This window comes from Pseudomonas schmalbachii, assembly GCF_017589465.1.
GTDB classification, from domain to species: Bacteria; Pseudomonadota; Gammaproteobacteria; order Pseudomonadales; family Pseudomonadaceae; genus Pseudomonas; species Pseudomonas schmalbachii.
Genome location: NZ_JAELYA010000001.1, coordinates 935,315 through 955,812, shown reverse-complemented (window position 1 = coordinate 955,812; position 20,498 = coordinate 935,315). Strand labels below are relative to the sequence as shown.

Sequence of the window (20,498 nt, the reverse complement as noted above, 5' to 3'; positions counted from 1 at the left end):
CCGCCAACGGCGATGCTGCGGTATGCGCGACAGTCATGGCTCCCAAACAGGAGCCATGACTACGAGGGACAGGGTTACGGCAGCTCGGGGCTGTCGAAGAAGGCGCTGAGCACCTTGGTCAGATAGCGCAGATCCTTGCTGCCAGCTAGTTCGCGGATGGAGTGCATGGCGAAGGTCGGCAGGCCGATGTCGACGGTGCGCACGCCGAGCTGGCTGGCGGTGATCGGGCCGATGGTCGAACCGCAGGCCATGTCGCTGCGCACCACGAAGCTCTGCACCGGCACTTCGTTTTCCAGGCACAGGTGGCGGAAGAAGCCGGCGGTTTCGCTGTTGGTGGCGTAGCGCTGGTTGGTGTTGATCTTGATCACCGGGCCGCCGTTGAGCAGCGGGCCGTGGTTGGCGTCGTGCTTGTCGGCGTAGTTCGGGTGCACGCCGTGGGCGTTGTCGGCGGAAACCAGGATCGAGCGCTGGATGGTGCGGGTGAAGGCATCGCCCTCCGGCAGCAGGCGGCGCAGCACCTGTTCGAGGAACGGGCCATCGGCGCCGCAGGCGGAGGAGGAGCCGACTTCTTCATGGTCGGTGCAGACCAGCACGCCGCTTTGCTCGTCGCCGCTGGCCAGCAGCGCTTCCAGGCCGGCATAGCAGGACAGCAGGTTGTCCAGGCGCGCGCCGGCGACGAACTCCTCCTGGAGGCCGATCACGGCGGCGCGCTGGGTGTCGTAGAAACTCAGTTCGTAGTCGAGGATCGCGTCGGCGCCGATGCCGTGCTCGTTCTGCAGTTGTTCGGCGAGCAGGTCGCGGAACTCGCGGTGTTCGCCGATGGCGAGCTGGGTAAGGATCGGCGGCAGCTCGGTCTGCGGGTTGATCGCCCAGCCCTGGTTGGCCTCGCGGTTGAGGTGGATGGCCAGGTTGGGAATCACCGCGATAGGCGCCCTGAAGTCGATCAGCTTGCTTTCCACCTTGCCGGCGAGGCGGAAGGTGACGCGCCCGGCCAGCGACAGGTCGCGGTCGAACCAGGGCGCGAACAGCGCGCCGCCGTAGACTTCCACGCCCAGTTGCCAGTAGCCCTGGCGGGCCAGCTCGGGATTCGGCTTGACGCGCAGGCACGGGCTGTCGGTGTGCGCGCCGACCAGGCGCAGGCCGCCCTGCAGCAGCGGGGTGTTGCCCAGCTTGAAGGCGATCAGCGAAGAGTCGTTGCGGGTCACGTAATAACGGCCACCGGCCTCGGTGCGCCAGGCGTCGCGTTCGTCGAGACGCTGGAAGCCGGCCTCTTCGAGACGGCGGGCGAGGCTCTGGGTGGCATGGAACGGGGTGGGGGAGGCCGCGAGGAAGTCGATCAGGCCCTGGTTGAGTTCTGCACGCATGGGTAACTCCGGACAGCGAATGTGGGCATTTTATCGCAAATGCGTGCGTAGGTTGGCGCTGAGCTTGCGAAGCCCAACGGTGCCACGGTCGACGGATGTTGGGCTTCACTGCGTTCAGCGCCAACCTACGGCGCCCCGGCTAGAACGGTGCGGGACTTTCGAAACGCAGGCGTTCGCCCGTCTGCGGGTGGGTCAGGCAGAGCATGCTGGCGTGCAGGCACAGGCGGTCGTGGGCGGCCAGGGCTTCGGGGTTGGCGTACAGGCGGTCGCCGAGCAGCGGGTGGCCGATGGAGAGCATGTGTACGCGCAACTGGTGGGAACGGCCGGTGATCGGCGTCAGCTCGACCCGGCACCAGTCGCCGCAGCGCTCGATCACGCGCCAGAAGGTCAGGGCATGGCGGCCATGTTCGAAGTCCACGACATGGCGCGGCTTGGTCGGCGGGTCGTAGCGCAGCGGCAGTTCGATGCGCCCGCTGTCCAGTTCGGGCTGGCCCCAGCAGAGGGCGGTATAGGCCTTCTCGGTTTCGCGGTCATGGAACTGGCGGGACAGTTCGCGATGACTGTCGGGGTCGCGCGCCAGCACCATCAAACCGGAGGTTTCCCAGTCCAGTCGGTGGACGATTCGTGCTTCCGGATAGCCGTTTTCCTGCAGGCGGGTTACCAGGCAGTCCTTGTTGTCGTCCGCGCGTCCGGGAACGGAGAGCAGCAGGGTCGGCTTGTTCACCACCAGCAGGGCGGCGTCCTGGTGCACGATCTGGATGTTCGACAGCGGCATGGGGTCTCGTCGGTCGGTAGAAATGACTACGGCGGCCGAAGCCGCCGCAGTGGGCCTTGCGCGGAATCAGGTTTCCGGCAGGGTGATGTTGAGCTCCAGGATCGAACAATTGCCCTGGTTGGCCAGTTCGACCTGAATTTGCTCCTGGTCGATCGGCACATACTTGCGGATGACTTCCAGCAGGTCTTTCTGCAACTGCGGAAGGTAATCCGGTTGTGAACGGCTGCCGCGCTCGTGGGCGACAATGATCTGGAGTCTTTCCTTCGCTATCGAAGCAGTATTTTGCGGCTTGCGGCTGCGAAAGAAGTCTAAAAGGCTCATTCACGTCCTCCAAACAGTCGTTGCAGGAATCCTTTCTTCTGCACATCGAGGAACCGATGTGGCATCTCTTTGCCCAGCAGACGCTCGACCGCGTCGCTGTATGCCTGGCCGGCATCGCTCTGCTCGTCGAGGATGACCGGGACGCCCTGGTTGGAAGCCTTCAGCACGGCCTGGGACTCCGGAATCACGCCGAGCAGGCGGATCGCGAGGATTTCCTCGACGTCTTCCACGCCCAGCATTTCACCCTTGGTGACGCGCTCCGGGTTGTAGCGGGTCAGCAGCAGGTGTTCCTTGATCGGGTCTTCGCCTTTCTCGGCGCGGGCCGACTTGCTGGCCAGCAGGCCGAGCATGCGGTCGGAGTCGCGGACCGAGGAGACTTCCGGGTTGGTCACGACGATCGCCTCGTCGGCGTAGTACATGGCCAGGTGCGCGCCCTTCTCGATACCGGCAGGGGAGTCGCAGATGACGTAGTCGAAAGTCTGCTTCAGCTCTTCCATGACCTTGCCGACGCCTTCCTGGGTGAGGGCGTCCTTGTCACGGGTCTGGCTGGCGGCCAGGACGTAGAGGTTCTCGAGGCGCTTGTCCTTGATCAGGGCCTGGGTCAGGGTGGCTTCGCCATTGATGACGTTGACGAAGTCGTAAACCACACGGCGTTCACAGCCCATGATCAGGTCGAGGTTCCGCAGACCGACGTCGAAGTCGACGATGGCGGTCTTGAAACCGCGCAATGCCAGGCCGGTGCCGATAGCTGCGCTTGTGGTGGTTTTACCGACGCCACCCTTACCGGATGTGACTACGAGGATCTTGGCCAAGGTGATTCACCCCAATGAAAAACGAGAAGTTCTGGTCCCTGAAAGTGGCGGCAGTATCCGTTAAAGGCGGGTGATGTTCAACACGTCACCCGACAGGCTGACGTGCACCGCCTGCCCCCATTGCGGACTGCGTCGCAAGTCTTCCGCGACCTTGTAATTTCCGGCGATCGACACCAATTCTGCGCCCAGTTGCTGGCAAAAGATCCGTGCGCTGGTATCGCCTTTCACACCGGCCAGAGCGCGTCCGCGCATCGGGCCGTAAACATGGATATTGCCGTCGGCGAGAAGTTCCGCCCCCGGACTGACCGGCGCCAGTACGATCAGGTCGCCGCCTGCCGCGTAGATTTGCACGCCGCCGCGCACCGGCGAGGTGATCAGCTTGGTCGGACGGGCGGCGGGGGGAGCCGGCTCGGCCTGTTTTTCGACGACCGGCGCCGGATCGGCGAGTTTCTCCACACGCTTGCGTCGCACCACCGGTTCGGCCGGCGCGCTGTCGCGGGCTTCCAGCGGGCGTTCGCGGGAGCCGGATGGCGGCAGCACCGGAATATCCAGCATGGTCGCCAGGCGCAGGTCCTCCTCGCGGTTGGCGCGGATGGCCAGGGTGCGCAGGCCGTGGCGGCGGCAGATGTCGAGCACGCCCTGCAGGTCCAGCTGGCCTTCTTCGTCGGGCAGCTTGTCGAGGGCGAGCACCAGCGGGGTGTCGCGGAAGAAGTTCGGCGCCTGGGCAACCTTGTCCGCCAGTTGGCGGTCCAGGCGTGCCAGATCGTTGTGCGCAAGCTCCAGCACAGTGACAGCGAGCATGCTGCCCTTCAGCTGGAATACGGGGTCTTGCTCGAGAAGGTCGGCTTGGCTCATGGTCGGCCTGACTTATTAAATAGGCTGGACTTATAACGGAGCGACCGGGCAGTCGCAAGCGTGGCGCGAGGCCAGCGCACAATCTCGGCCGCAAACGGCGGACGGCAAGGTAGAATGCCGGGTTTCGTTCTCCGCCGGAATCGTTCATGGACCGTCCCAGCTTTCGCTCCGCCTTCCTTCACCCGCGCTTCTGGCCGCTGTGGCTGGGGCTGGGCGTGCTCTGGCTGATCGTGCAACTGCCGTATCCCGTCCTGCTCGGGTTCGGGCGTGCGCTGGGGGCCGTGATGTATCGCGTCGTCGGCAGCCGCCGGAAGATCGCCGCGCGCAATCTGGAGCTGTGCTTCCCGCGGATGTCGCCGGCCGAGCGCACCCACCTGCTCAAGGAAAACTTCGCCTCCAGCGGCATCGCCTTCTTCGAGATGGCGATGAGCTGGTGGTGGTCGAAGCCGCGGCTGGCGCGGCTGGCGCACATCGAGGGGCTGGAGCACCTGCAGCAGGCGCAGCGCGAAGGGCAGGGGGTGATCCTCATGGCCATGCACTTCACCACCCTGGAAATCGGCGCCGCGCTGCTCGGCCAGGTGCACACCATCGACGGCATGTACCGCGAGCACAAGAATCCGGTTTTCGACTATATCCAGCGCCGCGGCCGCGAGCGGCACAACCTCGACGCCACCGCCATCGAGCGCGAGGACGTGCGCGCCATGCTCAAGGTGCTGCGCGCCGGGCGGGCGATCTGGTACGCACCGGACCAGGACTACGGCGCCAAGCAGAGCCTGTTCGTGCCGCTGTTCGGCGTCCAGGCGGCGACGGTCACCGCCACCACCAAGTTCGCCCGTCTCGGCAAGGCGCGCGTGCTGCCGTTCACCCAGACGCGCCTGGCCGACGGTTCCGGCTACCGCCTGACGATCCATCCGCCGCTGGCCGATTTCCCCGGCGAGAGCGAAGAGGCCGACTGCCTGCGTATCAACCGCTGGGTCGAGCAGGAGATAACCCGCCAGCCGGAGCAGTACCTGTGGGCGCACCGGCGCTTCAAGACCCGCCCGGCGGGCGAGCCCAAGCTGTACGCCAAGCGCAGGTAGGTTGGGCTGAGCTTGCGAAGCCCAACGTGCCAACTGCTGGCTGATGTTGGGCTTCACTGCGTTCAGCGCCAACCTACGTGGGACATGACTTCTGCAGGACGCCAGTCGTGACTGAAACCGACATACCCTCCGCCCAATGCGAACCCGTCACCGGCTTGGTCCTGTCCGGCGGCGGGGCGCGTGCCGCCTATCAGGTCGGTGTGCTGGCGGCCATTGCCGAGCTGCTGCCGGATGGCGCGCAGAACCCGTTTCCGGTGATCGTCGGCACCTCGGCCGGCGCCATCAATGCCGTCGGGCTGGCCTGCGGCGCTTTGCGTTTCTGCGAGGCGATCCAGAGTCTGACCCGGGTCTGGCAGGGTTTCCGCACAGGCCAGGTGTACCGCGCCGACTGGTCCGGGGTGGTCAGCCAGGCACTGCGCTTCATCGGCCACAGCCTGCTCGGCCTGGGCAAACGCCAGCCGGTGGCCCTGCTCGACAGCGGTCCGCTGCGCCACCTGCTGGAGCGTGAGATGGATTTCTCCGGGATTTCCGCCGCAGTCCGTCAGCGTCATCTGCGCGCCGTCGCGGTGACGGCGTTCGGCTATGAGTCGGGGCAGGCGGTGACCTTCTACCAGGGGCGGGCGACCATCGAACCCTGGCTTCGGCATCGACGGCTGGGCGTGCCGACGCGGCTGAAACTGGAGCATCTTCTTGCAAGTTCGGCGATCCCGCTGCTGTTTGCGCCGATCAAGGTGCTCCGCGAGTATTTCGGCGACGGTGCGGTGCGTCAGCAGGCGCCGATCAGTCCGGCGCTGCATCTGGGCGCCAACCGGGTGCTGGTGATCGGGGTCAGCGGCAATCCCGTCAACGGCGACCCGAATGCGCCGGTCGCTCAGCCGCAGACCGGCCTGCCGCCCACGCTGGCGCAGGTCGGCATCCACCTGCTGAACAGCACCTTCATCGACAGTCTGGAAGGCGACATCGAGCAGATCGAGCGCCTGAACCAGATCGGCAGGCTGATGCCGGACGACGTGCGGCGCAAGGTCCAGGGACTGGCGCCGGTGGAGGTGCTGGTGGTGTCGCCGAGCCGGCCGCTGGACGAGATCGCCGCCCAGTATCGCCATGAACTGCCCCGCTCCTTGCGCCTGTTCCTGCGCGGGCCGGGTGCGACGCGGGCGAGCGGCGCCGGGGTGCTCAGCTATCTGCTGTTCGAGCCGGGCTACTGCAACGAACTGATCCGCCTCGGTTACCACGACGCCATGCAGAAACGCGCCGAACTGGAGCGCTTCCTGGGCCTGGACGGGCAGGAAGAAATGCCGTCGTAGGTTGGCGCTGAGCGCAGCGAAGCCCAACATCCATCGGGTGTGGCACCGTTGGACTTCGCAGGCATCCGCCATGTGGCGGGTTGCACCCGCCCTACAACTCTGGGCGGGCAGGACTCCACCGTAGGTTGGCGCTGAACGCAGTGAAGCCCAACATCAGCAGGGCTTGGCGTTGGGCTTCGCAGGCTCAGCCCAACCTACGGTCTGAGGTTCACTCGTTGATCTGCAACCGCCGCGCCTCGGTGTAGAAGTAGCGCAGCTTCTCGTACTCGAACGGCGTGTCCATCTGCCCGTAGCGGAATTGGGTCACGTAGCGCTTGTCGACGGTGCGCAGGCCGAAGATTTCCGGGTGGCGGCTGGTTTCTTCGGCGACGTTGAGGAAGTTGACCTGGCTTTCGGCGCTGAAATCGACCACCAGGCCGCCGGTGTCGCGCAGGTTGGAGGGGCCGAGGAGCGGCAGCATCACGTACGGACCGTCGGATACGCCGTAGAAGCCGAGGGTCTGGCCGAAGTCCTCGGTCTGCTTGGGCATGCCCATGCGCGTGGCCGGGTCCCACAGGCCGAACACGCCGACCGTGGTGTTCACCAGCAGGCGGCCGGTGGTGGTCATCGCGCGCTTGCCCTTGAACTGCAGCAGGCTGTTGAGCAGGCTCGGCACCTCGCCGATGTTGCTGAAGAAGTTGCTCACGCCGCTGCGCACGAAGTGCGGGGTGATGTACTCGTAGCCGTGCACGATCGGCAGGAACACCCACTCGTCGAAGCGGTAGTTGAAGTGGTAGACCCGGCGGTTCCACTTCTCCCACGGGTCGTAGACGTTGAGCGCGGCGAGGGTGGCGCGTTCGAACTCGCGCTGGTCCAGCCCGGGGTTGATCTTCAGGTGGTCGAGCGGCCGGGTGAAGCCGTCTTCATCCGGCTTGCTGTCGAAGCCCGGCTCCGCGGGGTTGTGGTCGGCCAGGGCGAGGGGGCTGCCGAGCAGGAGGGCGAAAATCCAGTAGCGGTGGCGAATCATCGATCAATTCCCTGTGAATGCTGCTGCCTGCAGGCCGGCGCCGCCGGTCTTGCCGTTGAAGAACGCCAGCATGTCCTGCGCGTTGACGCGGTAGTTGAGGTTGCCGCAGTGGCCGCCGCGCGGATACAGGGTCAGACGCTCGCCGAAGGTACGGCGCAGGAAGCCGATGTCGCCGGGGCCGAGGATGATGTCGTCGGCGTTGTGCATCACGGCGATCTTCGGGCTCTGCTGCAGGTAGTCGCGGATGCCGTAGAGGCTGACCTGGTCGATCAACTGCGGCAGGCTGCCGCCGTTGAAGCGCGCGCGCCACATGGGTATCACCTGGTCAGTGAGGTAGCACTCGAAATCGCACTGCATGGCGCGGGTGAAGAACGGTACCAGGCTGGTGCTTTCGGTGATCGGGTAATTCGGCGGGATGATCAGGCCGCGGCGGTTGATCAGGTCCGAGGTGAAGGCCATATCCGCGGCGGAGAAGCGGAAGGTCGCGCCGATCAGCATCGCCATTTCCTCGTTGCTGAGGTGCTGCTTGGACTGCTGGAAGTCGTAGAGGAACGCTTCGCTGATGTCGATGTGGCCCTTCTGCTGGAAGTAGCGGGTCACCTTGCCGAGGATGAGGCTGTAGAAGGTGCGGTTGTCAGTGATGCCCTTGACCTGGGTCTGCACCAGGCGGTCGAGGTTGCTCACCGAGGTGTACAGGTTCACCGGCGGGTTGAGCAGCAGCACGCGCTTGAAGTTGAAGCTGCGGCGGGTTTCGTCGAGATGGCTGACGAAGGCCGCCTGCAGCGCGCCGAGGCTGTAGCCGGTGAGGTAGAAGTCGGTGACTTCCAGATCGGGGTGCTGCGCGCGCACGGCCTGCATGACCCGGTAGAGGTCGTCGGCATCGTCGGGGGTGTAGCCCGGCGTGGCATAGCGCGAGGCGGCGGCCATGAAGTCCCAGCTGCTCGGCGAGGACAGCTGCACCACGTTGAAGCCGTTGGCGTAGTACAGGCGTTTGAGGTACTCCGGTGTGCCGCTGGAGTAGGGCGCGCCGGTGCCGGCGATGATGAAGATGAGCGGCGCAGGCTGGTTCTGCCGGGCCAGGCGGTAGCGCAGTTTCTTCACCGGCCAGAAGTTGTCGGGCAGCTCGAATTCGCGCTCAGGGCGCAGCTTCAGGGAGTAATCCTGCTGACGGATGTTGCGGTCCAGCGGCAGCTCGGGGCGCAGCTCCGGCGGCGTGCTGGTGATGGTCGCTTCGAACGGGTTGGCCAGCGGATAGCCGTAGCTGGCCTGGTCGACGTCGCGGGCCAGCGCGGGACCGGCGAGTCCGAGTGCCAGGCTGCCGAGCAGGGCAGCCACACGGGAAAGACATGACATGGCGCGGAATCCTTGGAGAGAGTGGCGGGCCGGGTGAATCTCGGCGGATATGACCCGTTCGCCGCCGACAAGTGCAGCGTGTTATTCGTTACAGCGATATTCAACCATGCCGGGCGACGCTGGCCAGTGCCTCGCCAGTCAGGCGGTAGACGGTCCAGTCGTCCATCGGCGTCGCGCCCAGGCTGCGGTAAAAACCGATGGCCGGTTCGTTCCAGTCCAGCACGGACCACTCCAGGCGGCCGCAATCGCGTTCGACGGCAAGCTTCGCCAGGGCGGCGAGCAGCGCCTTGCCCAGCCCGAGGCCGCGCGCGGCGGGGCGGACGAAGAGGTCTTCGAGGTAGATGCCGGGCTTGCTGAGGAAGGTCGAGTAGTTATGGAAGAACAGCGCGAAGCCGGCAGCTTCGCCATCCACCTCGCCGATCAGCACTTCCGCGTAGGGGCGCGGACCGAACAGGTGTTCGTGCATGCGCGCGGCGTCGGCGGCCATATCGTGGCCGAGCCGTTCGTATTCGGCCAGTTCGCCGATCAGGGCGATGATCAGCGGAACGTCTTCGGGGCGTGCGGGGCGGTGGCTGATGCGTCGCATGGCGGTTCCTTCCGGTGGTGGCATTCAGCAGAGTCTAACCGGCCGCCAGCGGGCTTGCATCGAAGTCGCCGCTGGCTATGCTGGGCGCCGGTTCCGTCCCCTGGAGAGGCTGCATGCCCGCTCGTTCATCCGTGATCCTGCTGCTGTTCGCTGTGCCGTTGTGGCTGGCGGCCGTCTATGGCGTGCGCCTGCTGCTGATGGAGGACGGCCAGTGGGTGGCCATCTGCGCCGAACAGGCGAGCCGCTGGGAGTGCGAGGCGCGCTCGGGACTGGGCCTGCTGATCCATTTCAAGGCCATCGCCGGTGTGGCCCTGGGCGCTGCGCTGCTGGCCTTCGTCGCGCCGGGGCGCGCTGGCTGGTGGCTAGCGGTGCTGGCGCTGTTCGTCGGGCTGGCTGGTCTGGCCCTGTACAGCGCCAGCCTTGCGGCACTGGCGGTGGTGATCGCCGGCTTGCGGCTGGTGCGGAAGCGCAGCGCTCTCTTATAGGAGCGCGCTTGCTCGCGAAGCTTTTGCGGGGCGGATGTTCGCGAGCAGAGCTCGCTCCTACAAAAGCGGCAAGACAGTTGCGCCTACAGGTATGGCAAAAGCGTAGGGTGGAAATCGCGAAGCATTTCCACCTTGTTGTGGGGCCGGAGCGTTGTCCACCCTACGCCTAAGGCATCTCGCGACGAAGACTGCTGCTCCTACACCAGGTCTTCAGGCCGTATGTGGCTGACCGCTCTCGACGCTTGATTTTGTGGTTGCCGCCCGCTGCCCATGCAGGCCGCGCCAGAGGGCGCCAGTCAGCAGCAGGTTGGTGCCGGCCCAGCCGAGCGCCTGGAGGTTGCCCAGTCCTTCCTGCACCAGTTGCGGGACTATGCCGGCGCCGATCAGGGCGGTGAGCAGCAGGGTTTCCCGCCGTGGCCCGGCTGCCGGGCGGCACAGGTAGACCAGCGCCGGGAACAGCAGGGCGGCGCTCGGGAAGCTGCGGTAGCGGGCGTCGAACACCAGCTCCAGGGCCATCACGGCGCCGGCGAAGCCGGTTGCGGCAAGCCACCAGCCGCTGCGTGCCTCCAGCCAGGCGAACAGCTTTTCGCGCACGCCCCGGCGCTCCGCCAGCGCCAGGCTGGCGTGGGCGAGGACGATCAGGTTGAGGCCGATCAGGCCGGCAGCCCAGAGGTATTCCCGGACATCGCGACTGGTGACCAGCGCCTGTTCGCCCCACAGGCCTATGCACAGGGCGCCGAGGGCGGCGGCGCAGGGTTGCAGCAAGGCTGCACGCTCGTTCGCCGGCCGTCCGCCGAGCAGCAGGCCAGCGGCGAACAGTACGCCGGACAGGCCAAGCCACAGCGGCCAGTACGGCAGGTTGGATACCGCGCCGGCGAGCACGCCCTTGTCCTGCCGGTCGGCATCGAACAGCCCCCAGTAGCCGCCGACGGCGCCTTCGCTCTGGCGTTTCCACGGCTGGTCGAACGCTTCGATCAGGTTGTAGCGCCAGCCGTTCGCCTCGGCCATGCGCACGAAGCCGCGAATGAAGCGCACCTCGTTCACCCGGCTGGGCAGGGCGGTCTCCCGCTGGCGGCCCTCGCTGGGCCAGCCGGTTTCGCCGATCAGGATATCCTTCGGCGCGAACATGCGGCCGAACATGGAGCGGATTTCGCCGACATGGGCGATGGCCTCGTCGATGCCGGTGGGGTTGTCTTCCCAGTACGGCAGCAGGTGGATGGTGAGGAAGTCGACTGCCGGGGCGATCTCCGGGTGCTTCAGCCAGAACTCCCAGACATCGGCATAGGTCACCGGCTGCTCGACCTGGCGCTTGACCCTGGCGATCAGTCCGGCCAGGTACTGGGCGGTGACTTCCTTGCGCAGCAGCGTCTCGTTGCCGACGATCACCGTCTGCACCACGTCGGGGTTGGCGTTGGCCGCCTTGATCAGCAGATCGATTTCCCGTGCGGTGTCCTGCGGATTGGCGTTCACCCAGGCGCCCAGCATCAGCTTCAGGCCGTGCTTGCGGGCAAGGGCGGGGATGTCGTCGAGGCCGGTCATCGAATAGGTGCGCACGCATTCGAAGCGGGTCGCCAGCAGCGCCAGGTCGGCGTCCATCTGCTGCGGGCGGAGGACGAAGGGTTGGTCGAACGGCGACTGGTCCCTGGCGAACGGGCTGTAGGAGGCGCACTGCAGCTTGTGCGTGCTGGTCGCCGCGTCAGGCAGGACGACCGGTTTTCCCAGCCAGTACCAGACGCCGCACAGGGTCAGCATGGCAAGGAGCAGGGCAAGGCAATAGGGAATGGCCGGAAAGCGCTGGGAATTCGACATGGCGGAGGCGCCTGACGGAGAGGTGGCGCATCTTAGCAATGCCGCGGCCTTTGATGTAGGAGCCAGCTTGCTGGCGATCCCTGAAAGCATTATCAGCAGGGAGCGTAGGATGGGTTGAGCTTGCGATACCCATCATTGCCGACACCAGCATGGGTATCGCTGCGCTCAACCCATCCTACAGGAGCCTGATCGCCAGCGAGCTGGCTCCTGCAGGATTGGCGTCAGGCGTGGAAGTGTATCCAGTGTCCGCCACCGTGTTCGCCGCTATCGTCACGGCGCTTCTCTATGCGCCGCCACAGCTTGTCGTGGAAGTAGAAACCGACCGAATTGCACAGGGGCTCGATGGCCGCCACCAGACCACCCACGGCGATGCTGCCGGTCAGCGCATAGGTGACGCTGAAGGCGATGGCGAAGTGCATCAGGGTAAAGGTGACGGTCTTCAGCATGGTGGCTCTCCCGTTCGAGAATCGTTCTCCGTTGAGAAGACATTAATGTTTCTCCGCATGCAGGGGTAATCGCCGCTTTCGATGGGCCCGATAGGCCACCGCAATGGTCGTCAATCGGCAATGCAGGTCGCTAATGGATCGGTACTGTCGTGGATGGCTTCGCTGCGGGTCGCTCTTGGAGCAGTACGTGGGGACTCGAAGACGATGATGTAGGGGCGGCCAAGACCGCCATCCGCATCGGCGTTAGCGCACCGGTGCTCATCGAATCGAGGGGAGAAAAGCATGCGAATGATGCGACGACTGTTGTGCCTGGGAGCTGGCCTGGCGATGTCGGCTGCGGCGGGATTGGCGGGAGCGGCGGACAAGCCGGAAATCACCATCGGCTACGTCGACGGCTGGTCGGACAGCGTGGCCACCACCCATGTCGCCGCGGAGGTGATCCGCGAGAAGCTCGGCTATGACGTCAAGCTGATGCCGGTGGCGGCGGGCATCATGTGGCAGGGCGTGGCACGCGGCAAGCTGGATGCGACGCTCTCCGCCTGGCTGCCGGCCACCCACGGCGCCTACTACGAGAAGATGAAGGACAAGGTGGTCAATCTCGGCATCAACTATCCGGACGCGAAGATCGGTCTGATCGTGCCGGAATACGTGAAGGCCAACAGCATCGAGGACCTGCAGGCACAGAAAGCCGATTTCGGCGGCCGCATCGTCGGCATCGACGCCGGCGCCGGGGTGATGCTCAAGACCGACCAGGCGATCAAGGATTACGGACTCGACTACAAGCTGGTGGCCAGCTCCGGCAGCGGCATGATCTCCGAGCTGACCCGCGCGGAAAGCGAGAAGAAGGCCATCGCGGTGACCGGCTGGATTCCGCACTGGATGTTCGCCAAGTGGAAGCTGAAATTCCTCGAGGATCCGAAGAAGGTGTACGGCGACGTCGAGCACGTCGACAGCATCGCCAACCCGGCTCTGGAGGCCAAGGCCAAGCCGGTGTGGGATTTCCTCAAGCAGTTCCGCTGGAAGAACGGCCAGGAAGTCGGCGAGGTCATGCTGGCGATCCAGGAAGGCGAGAAGCCGGATGTGGCAGCGAAGAAGTGGGTCGACTCCAACCCGGAGCGGGTCAAGGAGTGGCTGAACTGAGTCACTGACCACCGGCAGGCGAAGTGCCTGCCGGTTTCCGCCTTTATCGGCGATTCTTGATTGCTATCAAGCGGAACCGAATTACCCCCTCACTAGCATGGTCGGCATTATTTCGTTGCCGGCGAGAGGGGCCATGTCGATTGTATGGCAACGCCTGTTGGGTGCCATCGTTGCGCTGATCCTGGCGCCATTGGTTTCAGCCGCGACCACTGCGGACGTGGAAAAAAGTGGCCTGGCGTTCTTCCCAGGCGCCCAGACGATAGGAGCCTTTGAGGGGAGCCCACCCTCGGCCCCCGTGCAGGGGGATGGCAAGACTCTGGGCTACCTGTTCCGTACCGGCCAGATAGAGCCGATCCCTGCCTATTCGGGAAAACCCATAGACGCCTTGGTCGGCATCGACCTGAACGGCCATATCCGTGGCGTCAGGGTGCTGGAACACCATGAGCCGATCCTGCTGGTCGGCATTCCCGAGAGCAAACTCGATGACTTTTCCGCGCAGTACGTGGACAAGTCGGTGCGCGACCGCATTCGCGTCGGTTCCGGCCAGCTCCCCGGGTACGTCAACGTGGATGCGATCGCCGGAGCTACCGTCACCGTGGTGGTGCTCAACGACGCTGTCATGCGTTCGGCGCAGCGTGTTGCCGTCAGTCGAGGATTGATCGAGAAGCCCCGGAATGTCAGGCACCAGCCGGCTCGGATCAGGGGCGACGTATTCCAGCAGCGTAACTGGAGCGGGCTTCTCGGCGACGGTTCCATCCGCTCCCGTCTGATCAGCCGTGGCGAGGTGGATGACGCGTTCAAGGGCACTCCCGCCGAGTCCGTCGACAAGGCCAGTGCGGAGCAGCGTGGCGAGTTGTTCGCCGAGCTCTACTACGCATTGCTGGACCCTCCGACGGTTGGCCGCAATCTGCTTGGCGAGGAACAGTACCGCTGGCTGATGGAGCAACTCAAGCCGGGGGAACATGCCGTGGCGGTACTCGGCAACGGGTACTCCTTCAAGGGTTCCGGATACGTTCGGGGTGGCATCTTCGATCGCCTGCAAGTGCAGCAGGGCAACCGGCCGATTTCCTTCCGCGACCGCGACTACGTGCAGCTTTCGGACCTGGGACTGAAGGATGTCCCGCACTTCCGCGAAATGGCGATCTTCATCGTCCGCGCAGAAAACGCCTTCGATCCCGGCCAGCCCTGGCAACTGGAGCTGCTGGTTCGCCGCCAGACCGGCCCGCTGGACTCGCTGTTCTCCCTGTTCTCCGCCGACTACCGCAGCCCCGACGCCTATCTCGAACATCCACCGGAGGCCGCTACGGAAGAGGTTGCGGCAGATGACGATGCACCACTCTGGCTGGGCATGTGGCAGGACCGCACCTGGCGCATCGGAATCCTGGCGGCTGGATTGCTGACGCTGGTCATGATCCTGCTGTTGCAGGACGTCCTGGCCCGGCGGCCGCGCTTCCTGAAGTGGCTGCACCGTGCATTCCAGTTCTACACGGTGGTGTTCCTCGGCTGGTACGCGCTGGCCCAGCTTTCCGTGGTCAACGTCCTTACCCTGGTGAATTCCCTGATTCAGGGATTCCGCTGGGAAACCTTCCTGATGGAGCCGGTGCTGTTCATCCTCTGGAGCTTCGTTGCCGTATCGCTGCTGCTCTGGGGGCGCGGCGTGTATTGCGGCTGGCTCTGCCCGTTCGGTGCGCTGCAAGAGCTTCTCAACGATCTGGCGGTGAAGCTGGGCGTTCCACAGTGGCGCCTGCCATTCGCTGTCAACCAGCGGCTGTGGACGCTCAAGTACCTGATCCTTTTCGGCCTGTTCGGCATCTCCCTCTACAGCCTGGACGAGGCGAAGCAACTGGCCGAGGTGGAGCCGTTCAAGACCGTACTCCTGCTGACCTTCCTGCGCGACTGGGGCTACGTCCTGTACGCCGCGTTGCTGCTGCTGATCTCGCTGTTCAGCCGCAAATGGTACTGCCGCTACATCTGCCCGCTGGGCGCGGCGCTGGTGATTCCGGGGCGGTTGCGCCTGTTCGACTGGCTCAAGCGGCGCCAGGAGTGCGGCCAGCCGTGCCGCCTGTGTGCCAACGAGTGCGAGGTCCAGGCGATTCATCCGGATGGCCGGATCGATGGCAACGAGTGCCATTACTGCCTGGATTGCCAGGTCACCTATCACGACCAGCAGCGCTGCCCACCCCTGGTTGCCAGGCAGCGCCGGCGGAAAAACTCCCGCTCAGCAGAGGCTCAGGCCGAATTAATCGACGTCAAGGAAGTTTGAGGAGAGGAATCATGGGAAAACGTGACAACGATAAGCCGGATAGCGAAACAGCAGGCGGTCTGAGCCGGCGCGGGTTCATTGGCGCCAGTGCGGCAATTGGTGCGGTGGGCAGCGCGGCGGGACTGCTGGGGGGCGGGTTGCTGGCTGCCAGCAGCGACGTACGGGCTGCCGGCCAGGGCAAGGCCGACGTGGCGCCGGGTGAGCTGGACGAGTACTACGGCTTCTGGTCCGGCGGACAGAGCGGCGAAGTGCGCATACTGGGGGTGCCGTCGATGCGCCAGTTGGCGGCGATCCCGGTATTCAACCGAGACAGCGGCACCGGGTGGGGGCAGACCAACGAATCCATCGCCATCCTCGGCGAGAGTCACAAACGCGGCTGGCAGAACGGCGACACGCACCATGTGCACATGAGCTACACCAATGGCAGCTACGATGGGCGCTGGCTGTTCGTCAACGACAAGGCCAACAGCCGGGTGGCGCGTATCCGTTGCGACATCATGCGCACGGACAAGATCACCATCGTTCCCAACGTCACTTCGATCCACGGCCTGCGCCTGCAGAAGGTGCCGAAGACCGGTTACGTGTTCGCCAACGGCGAGATGATCGTCCCGCAGCCCAACGATGGCCGCGATCTGGAAAATCCGGCCAACTACTGGACCCTGTTCAGCGCGCTGGATGCCGAAACCATGGAGGTCGCCTGGCAGGTCTGGGTGGACGGCAACCTGGACAACGTCGATACCGACTACGCCGGGACCTACGCCTTCTCGACCTGCTACAACAGCGAACGTGGTGTGCATCTGGGCGACATGATGCGCGCCGAGCGTGACTGGGTCGTGTTCTTCCATGTGCCACGCATCGAGGCCGCGATCAAGGCGGGCAAGTTCAAGACCATCGGCGACTCCAAGGTGCCGGTTCTGGATGGCCGGCAGGCGGCGGGGAGCGATTTCGTTCGCTACGTGCCAGTGCCGAAGAACCCGCACGGCATCAACACCACCCCCGACGGCAAGTACGCCATCGCCAACGGCAAGCTGTCGCCGACCTGCACCATCATTTCTCTGGAGAAGATCGACCACCTGTTTGCCGGCAAGATCAACGAGCCGCGCGATACCGTGGTCGCCGAGCCGGAACTGGGTCTGGGGCCGTTGCACACCACCTACGACGGCCGTGGTTTCGCCTATACCTCGTTGTTCATCGACTCCCAGGTGGTGAAGTGGAGCGTTGAGGAAGCGATCCGCGCCTACGGCGGCGAAAAGGTCAACTACATCCACCAGAAACTGGATGTGCACTACCAGATCGGCCACCTCAAGGCGAGCATGGCCGAGAGCCGCGACTGTGACGGCAAGTGGCTGATGGCGCTGAGCAAGTTCTCCAAGGACCGCTTCCTGCGCGTGGGGCCGCTGCATCCGGAGAACGATCAGTTGATCGACATTTCCGGCGACAAGATGGTGCTGGTTCATGACGGCCCGGCTATCCCGGAGCCCCACGACTGCATCATGGTGCATCGCTCCAAGGTTCGGCCCAAGGCCATCTATACCCGCGATGATCCGATGTTCGCTGCGACCGTGGCGATGGCCAAGGCGGATGGGGTGGACCTGGAAAAGGACAGCAAGGTCATCCGCAAGGGCAACAAGGTACGGGTCTACATGACCTCCCTTGCGCCCAGCTTCGGCATCACGGAGTTCAAGGTGAAGAGCGGCGACGAGGTCACCGTGGTGATCACCAACCTGGATACGGTGGAAGACGTTTCCCACGGCTTCGTCATGACCAACCACGGCGTGGGCATGGAGATCAGCCCGCAGCAGACCGCCTCGGTGACCTTCACCGCCGGACACCCCGGCGTGCACTGGTACTACTGCTCATGGTTCTGCCATGCGCTGCACATGGAAATGAGCGGGCGCATGCTGGTCGAGGCATGAGATTGACCGCTTGCCTGGCGGGCCTGCTGCTAGCAGTGCCCGCCCTGGCCGGGGTTCGGCTCACGCCTGAGCAGGGCGACCTGCAGGCGTGGGTCGAGCGAAGTTCACCCGGAACGACGCTGGTTCTTGCACCGGGTATCTACCGTGGGCCGCTGGTAATCGACCGGCCATTGACGCTGCAAGGCGAAGAGGGCGCGGTGATCGACGGCGGTGGCCATGGCAGCGTACTCAGCGTGCGGGCCGCCGATGTAACGGTGGAGGGGCTGGAGCTGCGTCGCTCCGGCTCCGATCTCGGTGCCCTGGACGCCGGTATCTTCGTTGCCGAGCAGTCAGCCCGGGTGCGTCTGCTGAACAACCGGCTGAGCGACGTTGCCTTCGGTATCTGGCTGGACAAGGGGCGCGAGGTGCAGGTGCGCGGCAATCGCATCGAAGGGAATCAGCGGCTGCGCAGCCAGGACCGCGGCAATGGTATCCATCTGTTCGCCAGTGACGAGTGTTTGATCGAAAACAACAGTATTCGTCATGTACGTGACGGCATCTACATCGATACCAGCAGTCGCAACCGCCTGGTCGGCAATCGGCTGAGCGAGCTGCGTTACGGCATCCACTACATGAATTCGAACGACAACGAGGTGCGCGGAAACCGTACCCGTCACACCCGCACCGGTTATGCGCTGATGCAGTCGCGCAACCTCGAGGTGCACGACAACTGGTCGGAAGACGACGAGAACTACGGCCTGCTGCTGAACTTCATCACCCATTCGAGCATTGTCGGCAACCGTATCCTCCGAGCACGCAATGCGGAGGGTGGGGCGGCGATCGACGGATCGGAAGGCAAGGGCCTGTTCATCTACAACTCGCTGTACAACGACATACGCGACAACCTCGTCGAAGGCTCCGACCTGGGCATCCACCTGACGGCGGGCTCCGAGGAGAACCGCCTGTACGGCAATCGCTTCATCGCCAACCGGACTCAGGTGAAATACGTCTCCAATCGTGAACAGGAGTGGTCCTACGGCGGGCGGGGCAATTACTGGAGCGACTATCTGGGGTGGGACATGGATGGCGATGGTCTGGGTGACCGCCCATACCAGCCCAACGATGGCGTGGACAAGCTGCTGTGGCGCTACCCGGAAGCGCGGGTGCTGATGAACAGCCCGGCCATCGAGACCCTGCGCTGGGTGCAGCGTCAGTTCCCGGTCCTGCGCCCGCCGGGCGTGCGCGACAGCCATCCGTTGATGGGGCGGGTGTGGCCATGAGCGGAGCACCGGTGGCAATGCGCGCGGCCAGCAAGCAATGGGGAGCGTTCCTCGCATTGAGTGGCCTGGACCTGGTCCTCCGCCCCGGAGAGGTGCTGGGGTTGCTCGGCCACAACGGCGCTGGCAAGAGCACCACCATGAAACTCATCCTCGGACTCTACCCGCCGAGTTCCGGGGAGGTACGGGTATTCGGCGAGGCACCGACCAGTCCCCGGGGGCGGGAGGGGCGCGGGCGGCTGGGATATCTGCCGGAGAATGTCAGCTTCTACGAACAGCTCTGTGGCCGGGAAGTGCTGGCGTATTTCGCCCGTCTGAAGCGCGCGCCGCGCCGACAGGTGGCGGAGTTGCTGGAACGGGTGGGACTGGCCGATTTCGCCGGGCAACGGGTGCGCACCTATTCCAAGGGCATGCGCCAGCGTCTTGGCCTGGCACAGGCCCTGCTCGGCGAGCCGGAGTTGCTGCTGCTGGACGAGCCGACCGTCGGCCTCGATCCCATCGCTACCCAGGAGCTGTACCGCATGCTGGAGGAGCACCGGCGGCGCGGTGCGGCGATCCTTCTGTGTTCTCACGTCCTGCCGGGGATCGAGCCCTATATCGATCGCGCCATGATCCTCTCTCGTGGCCGTGTGCTGGCCTGCGGTCCTCTGGACGAGCTGCGGCGTCAGGCCGGATTGCCGGCAAGGCTGCGGGTGCACGGCGAGCTGGCGGAGGATACGGCATGGTTGCCGGATGTGCGCTGCCAGCGTGAAAGCGACCGCGCATGGGCGCTGGAGCTGACCGAAGAGAGCAAGCTTGCCACTCTGCGTCAGGTGCTGGCGCAGCACCCTGACGATCTCTGGCTGGAAAACCCCTCGCTGGAGGACCTCTACGTGCATTTCAACCGGCAGGCGGAGGCATCGTGAGCGCGTTGCTGAGTGTCGCCGGCAAGGAGTTCATCGACGGCCTGCGCAATCGCTGGGTGATCGCCATCGGGTTGATCTTCTCCGTACTTGCGGTGGGATTGGCGGCATTCGGCGCCGCGGCGTCCGGCCAGGCCGGTTTCACCAGTCTGGCGACCACCATGGTCAGTCTTTCCAGCCTGACGGCGTTCCTGATTCCGCTGATCGCTCTCCTGCTGGCTTATGACGCCATCGTCGGCGAGGACGCGCAGGGCACCCTGGCGCTGTTGCTGACCTACCCGCTGTCGCGCTCGCAACTGCTGGCCGGAAAATTCCTCGGTCACGGGGCGATCCTCGCAAGCGCCATTCTTGGCGGTTTTGGCGTGGCCGGCCTGGTGATCGGCTTCCTTGGCGCCAGCCCGCCTGGCGAGCTGCTGCAGGCTCTCGGGCGTTTCATGCTGTCGGCCCTGCTGCTGGGCTGGAGCTTCGTCGGCTTCGCCTATCTGGCCAGTGCGCTGGCACAGGAAAAGTCCAAGGCCGCCGGGCTGGTCCTGGTGATCTGGTTCCTGTTCGTACTGGTGTTCGATCTGGCGCTGCTGGCGTTGCTGGTAGGCGGGGAAGGGCGGGTCGGACAAGGCTGGTTGCGCTACCTGCTGCTCGCCAATCCGACCGATGTGTTCCGCCTGGTCAACATTCTCGGGTTCGCCGAAAGCGCCGAGGAAAGCGGGTTGCTTGCCATCGGCGCGGGCTTTTCCTTCTGGCTGCTGGCGGGTGTTCAGGTGTTGTGGGTGTTGCTGCCGTTCGGGCTGGCGCAATGGGCTTTCGCCCGGCGGCACTTGTGATTCAG

Annotated in this window: 19 protein-coding genes; 9 read left to right on the top strand and 10 right to left on the bottom strand. The window is 64.8% G+C overall.

Features of this window, described 5'->3' with window-relative positions; all coding sequences use genetic code 11:
* Positions 1 to 74: 74 nt before the first annotated feature.
* The 5 genes from JFY56_RS04205 to minC form a co-directional block, all read right to left on the bottom strand.
* The gene (locus tag JFY56_RS04205) at positions 75 to 1,364 is read right to left on the bottom strand and encodes a M18 family aminopeptidase (RefSeq protein WP_208312204.1); all 1,290 of its coding nucleotides are present in this window, start codon (positions 1,362 to 1,364) and stop codon (positions 75 to 77) included.
* A 139-nt stretch (positions 1,365 to 1,503) separates the two neighbouring features.
* On the bottom strand, positions 1,504 to 2,139 hold the full coding sequence (locus tag JFY56_RS04200) for an RluA family pseudouridine synthase (protein ID WP_208312203.1): 636 nt from the start codon (positions 2,137 to 2,139) through the stop codon (positions 1,504 to 1,506).
* A 66-nt stretch (positions 2,140 to 2,205) separates the two neighbouring features.
* Positions 2,206 to 2,460, bottom strand: coding sequence for a cell division topological specificity factor MinE (gene minE, locus JFY56_RS04195; RefSeq protein WP_208312202.1), 255 nt, complete (start codon positions 2,458 to 2,460; stop codon positions 2,206 to 2,208).
* Positions 2,457 to 3,272, bottom strand: a complete 816-nt coding sequence (minD, locus tag JFY56_RS04190; protein ID WP_208312201.1) for a septum site-determining protein MinD — start codon at positions 3,270 to 3,272, stop codon at positions 2,457 to 2,459. Before minD ends, minE begins: the two co-directional genes overlap by 4 nt.
* Positions 3,273 to 3,332: 60 nt before the next feature.
* Positions 3,333 to 4,127, bottom strand: a complete 795-nt coding sequence (minC, locus tag JFY56_RS04185; RefSeq protein WP_208312200.1) for a septum site-determining protein MinC — start codon at positions 4,125 to 4,127, stop codon at positions 3,333 to 3,335.
* 146 nt (positions 4,128 to 4,273) lie between these two features.
* Between minC and JFY56_RS04180 the strand changes: the two genes are divergently transcribed.
* A complete protein-coding gene (locus tag JFY56_RS04180; RefSeq protein ID WP_208312199.1) occupies positions 4,274 to 5,206 on the top strand; it encodes a lipid A biosynthesis lauroyl acyltransferase in 933 nt (310 codons plus the stop codon).
* 122 nt (positions 5,207 to 5,328) lie between these two features.
* Positions 5,329 to 6,510: a patatin-like phospholipase family protein gene (locus JFY56_RS04175; RefSeq protein ID WP_208312511.1), complete on the top strand. Its 1,182-nt coding sequence runs from the start codon at positions 5,329 to 5,331 to the stop codon at positions 6,508 to 6,510.
* 208 nt (positions 6,511 to 6,718) lie between these two features.
* Here JFY56_RS04175 and JFY56_RS04170 read toward each other — a convergent pair whose 3' ends face one another.
* From JFY56_RS04170 to JFY56_RS04160, 3 genes are all read right to left on the bottom strand, one after another.
* A complete protein-coding gene (locus JFY56_RS04170; protein WP_208312198.1) occupies positions 6,719 to 7,516 on the bottom strand; it encodes an MlaA family lipoprotein in 798 nt (265 codons plus the stop codon).
* A gap of 3 nt (positions 7,517 to 7,519) precedes the next feature.
* Positions 7,520 to 8,869 (bottom strand): alpha/beta fold hydrolase family protein, encoded by a 1,350-nt coding sequence (locus JFY56_RS04165; RefSeq protein ID WP_208312197.1) that lies wholly within the window; start codon positions 8,867 to 8,869, stop codon positions 7,520 to 7,522.
* Positions 8,870 to 8,969: 100 nt separating this feature from the next.
* Positions 8,970 to 9,455 carry a GNAT family N-acetyltransferase gene (locus JFY56_RS04160; RefSeq protein ID WP_208312196.1) on the bottom strand — a complete coding sequence of 162 codons (486 nt, stop codon included), beginning with the start codon at positions 9,453 to 9,455 and terminating at the stop codon, positions 8,970 to 8,972.
* Between the two features lie 113 nt (positions 9,456 to 9,568).
* On the opposite strand from JFY56_RS04160, the gene JFY56_RS04155 reads away from it, so the two are divergent.
* Positions 9,569 to 9,940 carry a hypothetical protein gene (locus JFY56_RS04155; protein WP_208312195.1) on the top strand — a complete coding sequence of 124 codons (372 nt, stop codon included), beginning with the start codon at positions 9,569 to 9,571 and terminating at the stop codon, positions 9,938 to 9,940.
* A gap of 210 nt (positions 9,941 to 10,150) precedes the next feature.
* On the opposite strand, the gene JFY56_RS04150 is transcribed toward JFY56_RS04155, so the two are convergent.
* Together JFY56_RS04150 and JFY56_RS04145 are read right to left on the bottom strand one after the other, a co-directional pair.
* Positions 10,151 to 11,749, bottom strand: coding sequence for a glycoside hydrolase family 17 protein (locus tag JFY56_RS04150; RefSeq protein ID WP_208312194.1), 1,599 nt, complete (start codon positions 11,747 to 11,749; stop codon positions 10,151 to 10,153).
* A 221-nt stretch (positions 11,750 to 11,970) separates the two neighbouring features.
* Complete coding sequence (locus tag JFY56_RS04145; protein WP_208312193.1) at positions 11,971 to 12,195, bottom strand: DUF2061 domain-containing protein; 225 nt, start codon at positions 12,193 to 12,195, stop codon at positions 11,971 to 11,973.
* 282 nt (positions 12,196 to 12,477) lie between these two features.
* Here JFY56_RS04145 and JFY56_RS04140 point away from each other — a divergent pair, with 282 nt between their 5' ends.
* From JFY56_RS04140 to JFY56_RS04115, 6 genes are all read left to right on the top strand, one after another.
* Positions 12,478 to 13,335 (top strand): glycine betaine ABC transporter substrate-binding protein, encoded by an 858-nt coding sequence (locus JFY56_RS04140; protein WP_208312192.1) that lies wholly within the window; start codon positions 12,478 to 12,480, stop codon positions 13,333 to 13,335.
* A 97-nt stretch (positions 13,336 to 13,432) separates the two neighbouring features.
* Positions 13,433 to 15,598: a transcriptional regulator NosR gene (nosR, locus tag JFY56_RS04135; protein WP_408004373.1), complete on the top strand. Its 2,166-nt coding sequence runs from the start codon at positions 13,433 to 13,435 to the stop codon at positions 15,596 to 15,598.
* 11 nt (positions 15,599 to 15,609) lie between these two features.
* The gene (gene nosZ / locus JFY56_RS04130) at positions 15,610 to 17,514 is read left to right on the top strand and encodes a TAT-dependent nitrous-oxide reductase (protein WP_208312190.1); all 1,905 of its coding nucleotides are present in this window, start codon (positions 15,610 to 15,612) and stop codon (positions 17,512 to 17,514) included.
* Positions 17,511 to 18,773 carry a nitrous oxide reductase family maturation protein NosD gene (locus JFY56_RS04125; RefSeq protein ID WP_208312189.1) on the top strand — a complete coding sequence of 421 codons (1,263 nt, stop codon included), beginning with the start codon at positions 17,511 to 17,513 and terminating at the stop codon, positions 18,771 to 18,773. The genes nosZ and JFY56_RS04125 overlap by 4 nt, the downstream gene beginning before the upstream one ends.
* Complete coding sequence (locus JFY56_RS04120; protein WP_208312188.1) at positions 18,770 to 19,675, top strand: ABC transporter ATP-binding protein; 906 nt, start codon at positions 18,770 to 18,772, stop codon at positions 19,673 to 19,675. The genes JFY56_RS04125 and JFY56_RS04120 overlap by 4 nt, the downstream gene beginning before the upstream one ends.
* Entirely contained in the window at positions 19,672 to 20,493 is an 822-nt protein-coding gene (locus JFY56_RS04115; RefSeq protein ID WP_208312187.1) for an ABC transporter permease subunit, read from the top strand. Before JFY56_RS04120 ends, JFY56_RS04115 begins: the two co-directional genes overlap by 4 nt.
* Positions 20,494 to 20,498 lie beyond the last annotated feature (5 nt).

Coding starts and splice junctions, on each gene's coding strand:
- JFY56_RS04170 (WP_208312198.1), bottom strand. CDS start 7,516: ATGATTCGCCACCGCTACTGGATTTTCGCCCTCCTGCTCGGCAGCCCC.
- JFY56_RS04205 (WP_208312204.1), bottom strand. CDS start 1,364: ATGCGTGCAGAACTCAACCAGGGCCTGATCGACTTCCTCGCGGCCTCC.
- JFY56_RS04165 (WP_208312197.1), bottom strand. CDS start 8,869: ATGTCATGTCTTTCCCGTGTGGCTGCCCTGCTCGGCAGCCTGGCACTC.
- JFY56_RS04140 (WP_208312192.1), top strand. CDS start 12,478: ATGCGAATGATGCGACGACTGTTGTGCCTGGGAGCTGGCCTGGCGATG.
- JFY56_RS04200 (WP_208312203.1), bottom strand. CDS start 2,139: ATGCCGCTGTCGAACATCCAGATCGTGCACCAGGACGCCGCCCTGCTG.
- JFY56_RS04180 (WP_208312199.1), top strand. CDS start 4,274: ATGGACCGTCCCAGCTTTCGCTCCGCCTTCCTTCACCCGCGCTTCTGG.
- JFY56_RS04125 (WP_208312189.1), top strand. CDS start 17,511: ATGAGATTGACCGCTTGCCTGGCGGGCCTGCTGCTAGCAGTGCCCGCC.
- nosR (WP_408004373.1), top strand. CDS start 13,433: ATGGTCGGCATTATTTCGTTGCCGGCGAGAGGGGCCATGTCGATTGTA.
- JFY56_RS04145 (WP_208312193.1), bottom strand. CDS start 12,195: ATGCTGAAGACCGTCACCTTTACCCTGATGCACTTCGCCATCGCCTTC.
- minE (WP_208312202.1), bottom strand. CDS start 2,460: ATGAGCCTTTTAGACTTCTTTCGCAGCCGCAAGCCGCAAAATACTGCT.
- JFY56_RS04120 (WP_208312188.1), top strand. CDS start 18,770: ATGAGCGGAGCACCGGTGGCAATGCGCGCGGCCAGCAAGCAATGGGGA.
- nosZ (WP_208312190.1), top strand. CDS start 15,610: ATGGGAAAACGTGACAACGATAAGCCGGATAGCGAAACAGCAGGCGGT.
- minC (WP_208312200.1), bottom strand. CDS start 4,127: ATGAGCCAAGCCGACCTTCTCGAGCAAGACCCCGTATTCCAGCTGAAG.
- JFY56_RS04150 (WP_208312194.1), bottom strand. CDS start 11,749: ATGTCGAATTCCCAGCGCTTTCCGGCCATTCCCTATTGCCTTGCCCTG.
- JFY56_RS04160 (WP_208312196.1), bottom strand. CDS start 9,455: ATGCGACGCATCAGCCACCGCCCCGCACGCCCCGAAGACGTTCCGCTG.
- JFY56_RS04155 (WP_208312195.1), top strand. CDS start 9,569: ATGCCCGCTCGTTCATCCGTGATCCTGCTGCTGTTCGCTGTGCCGTTG.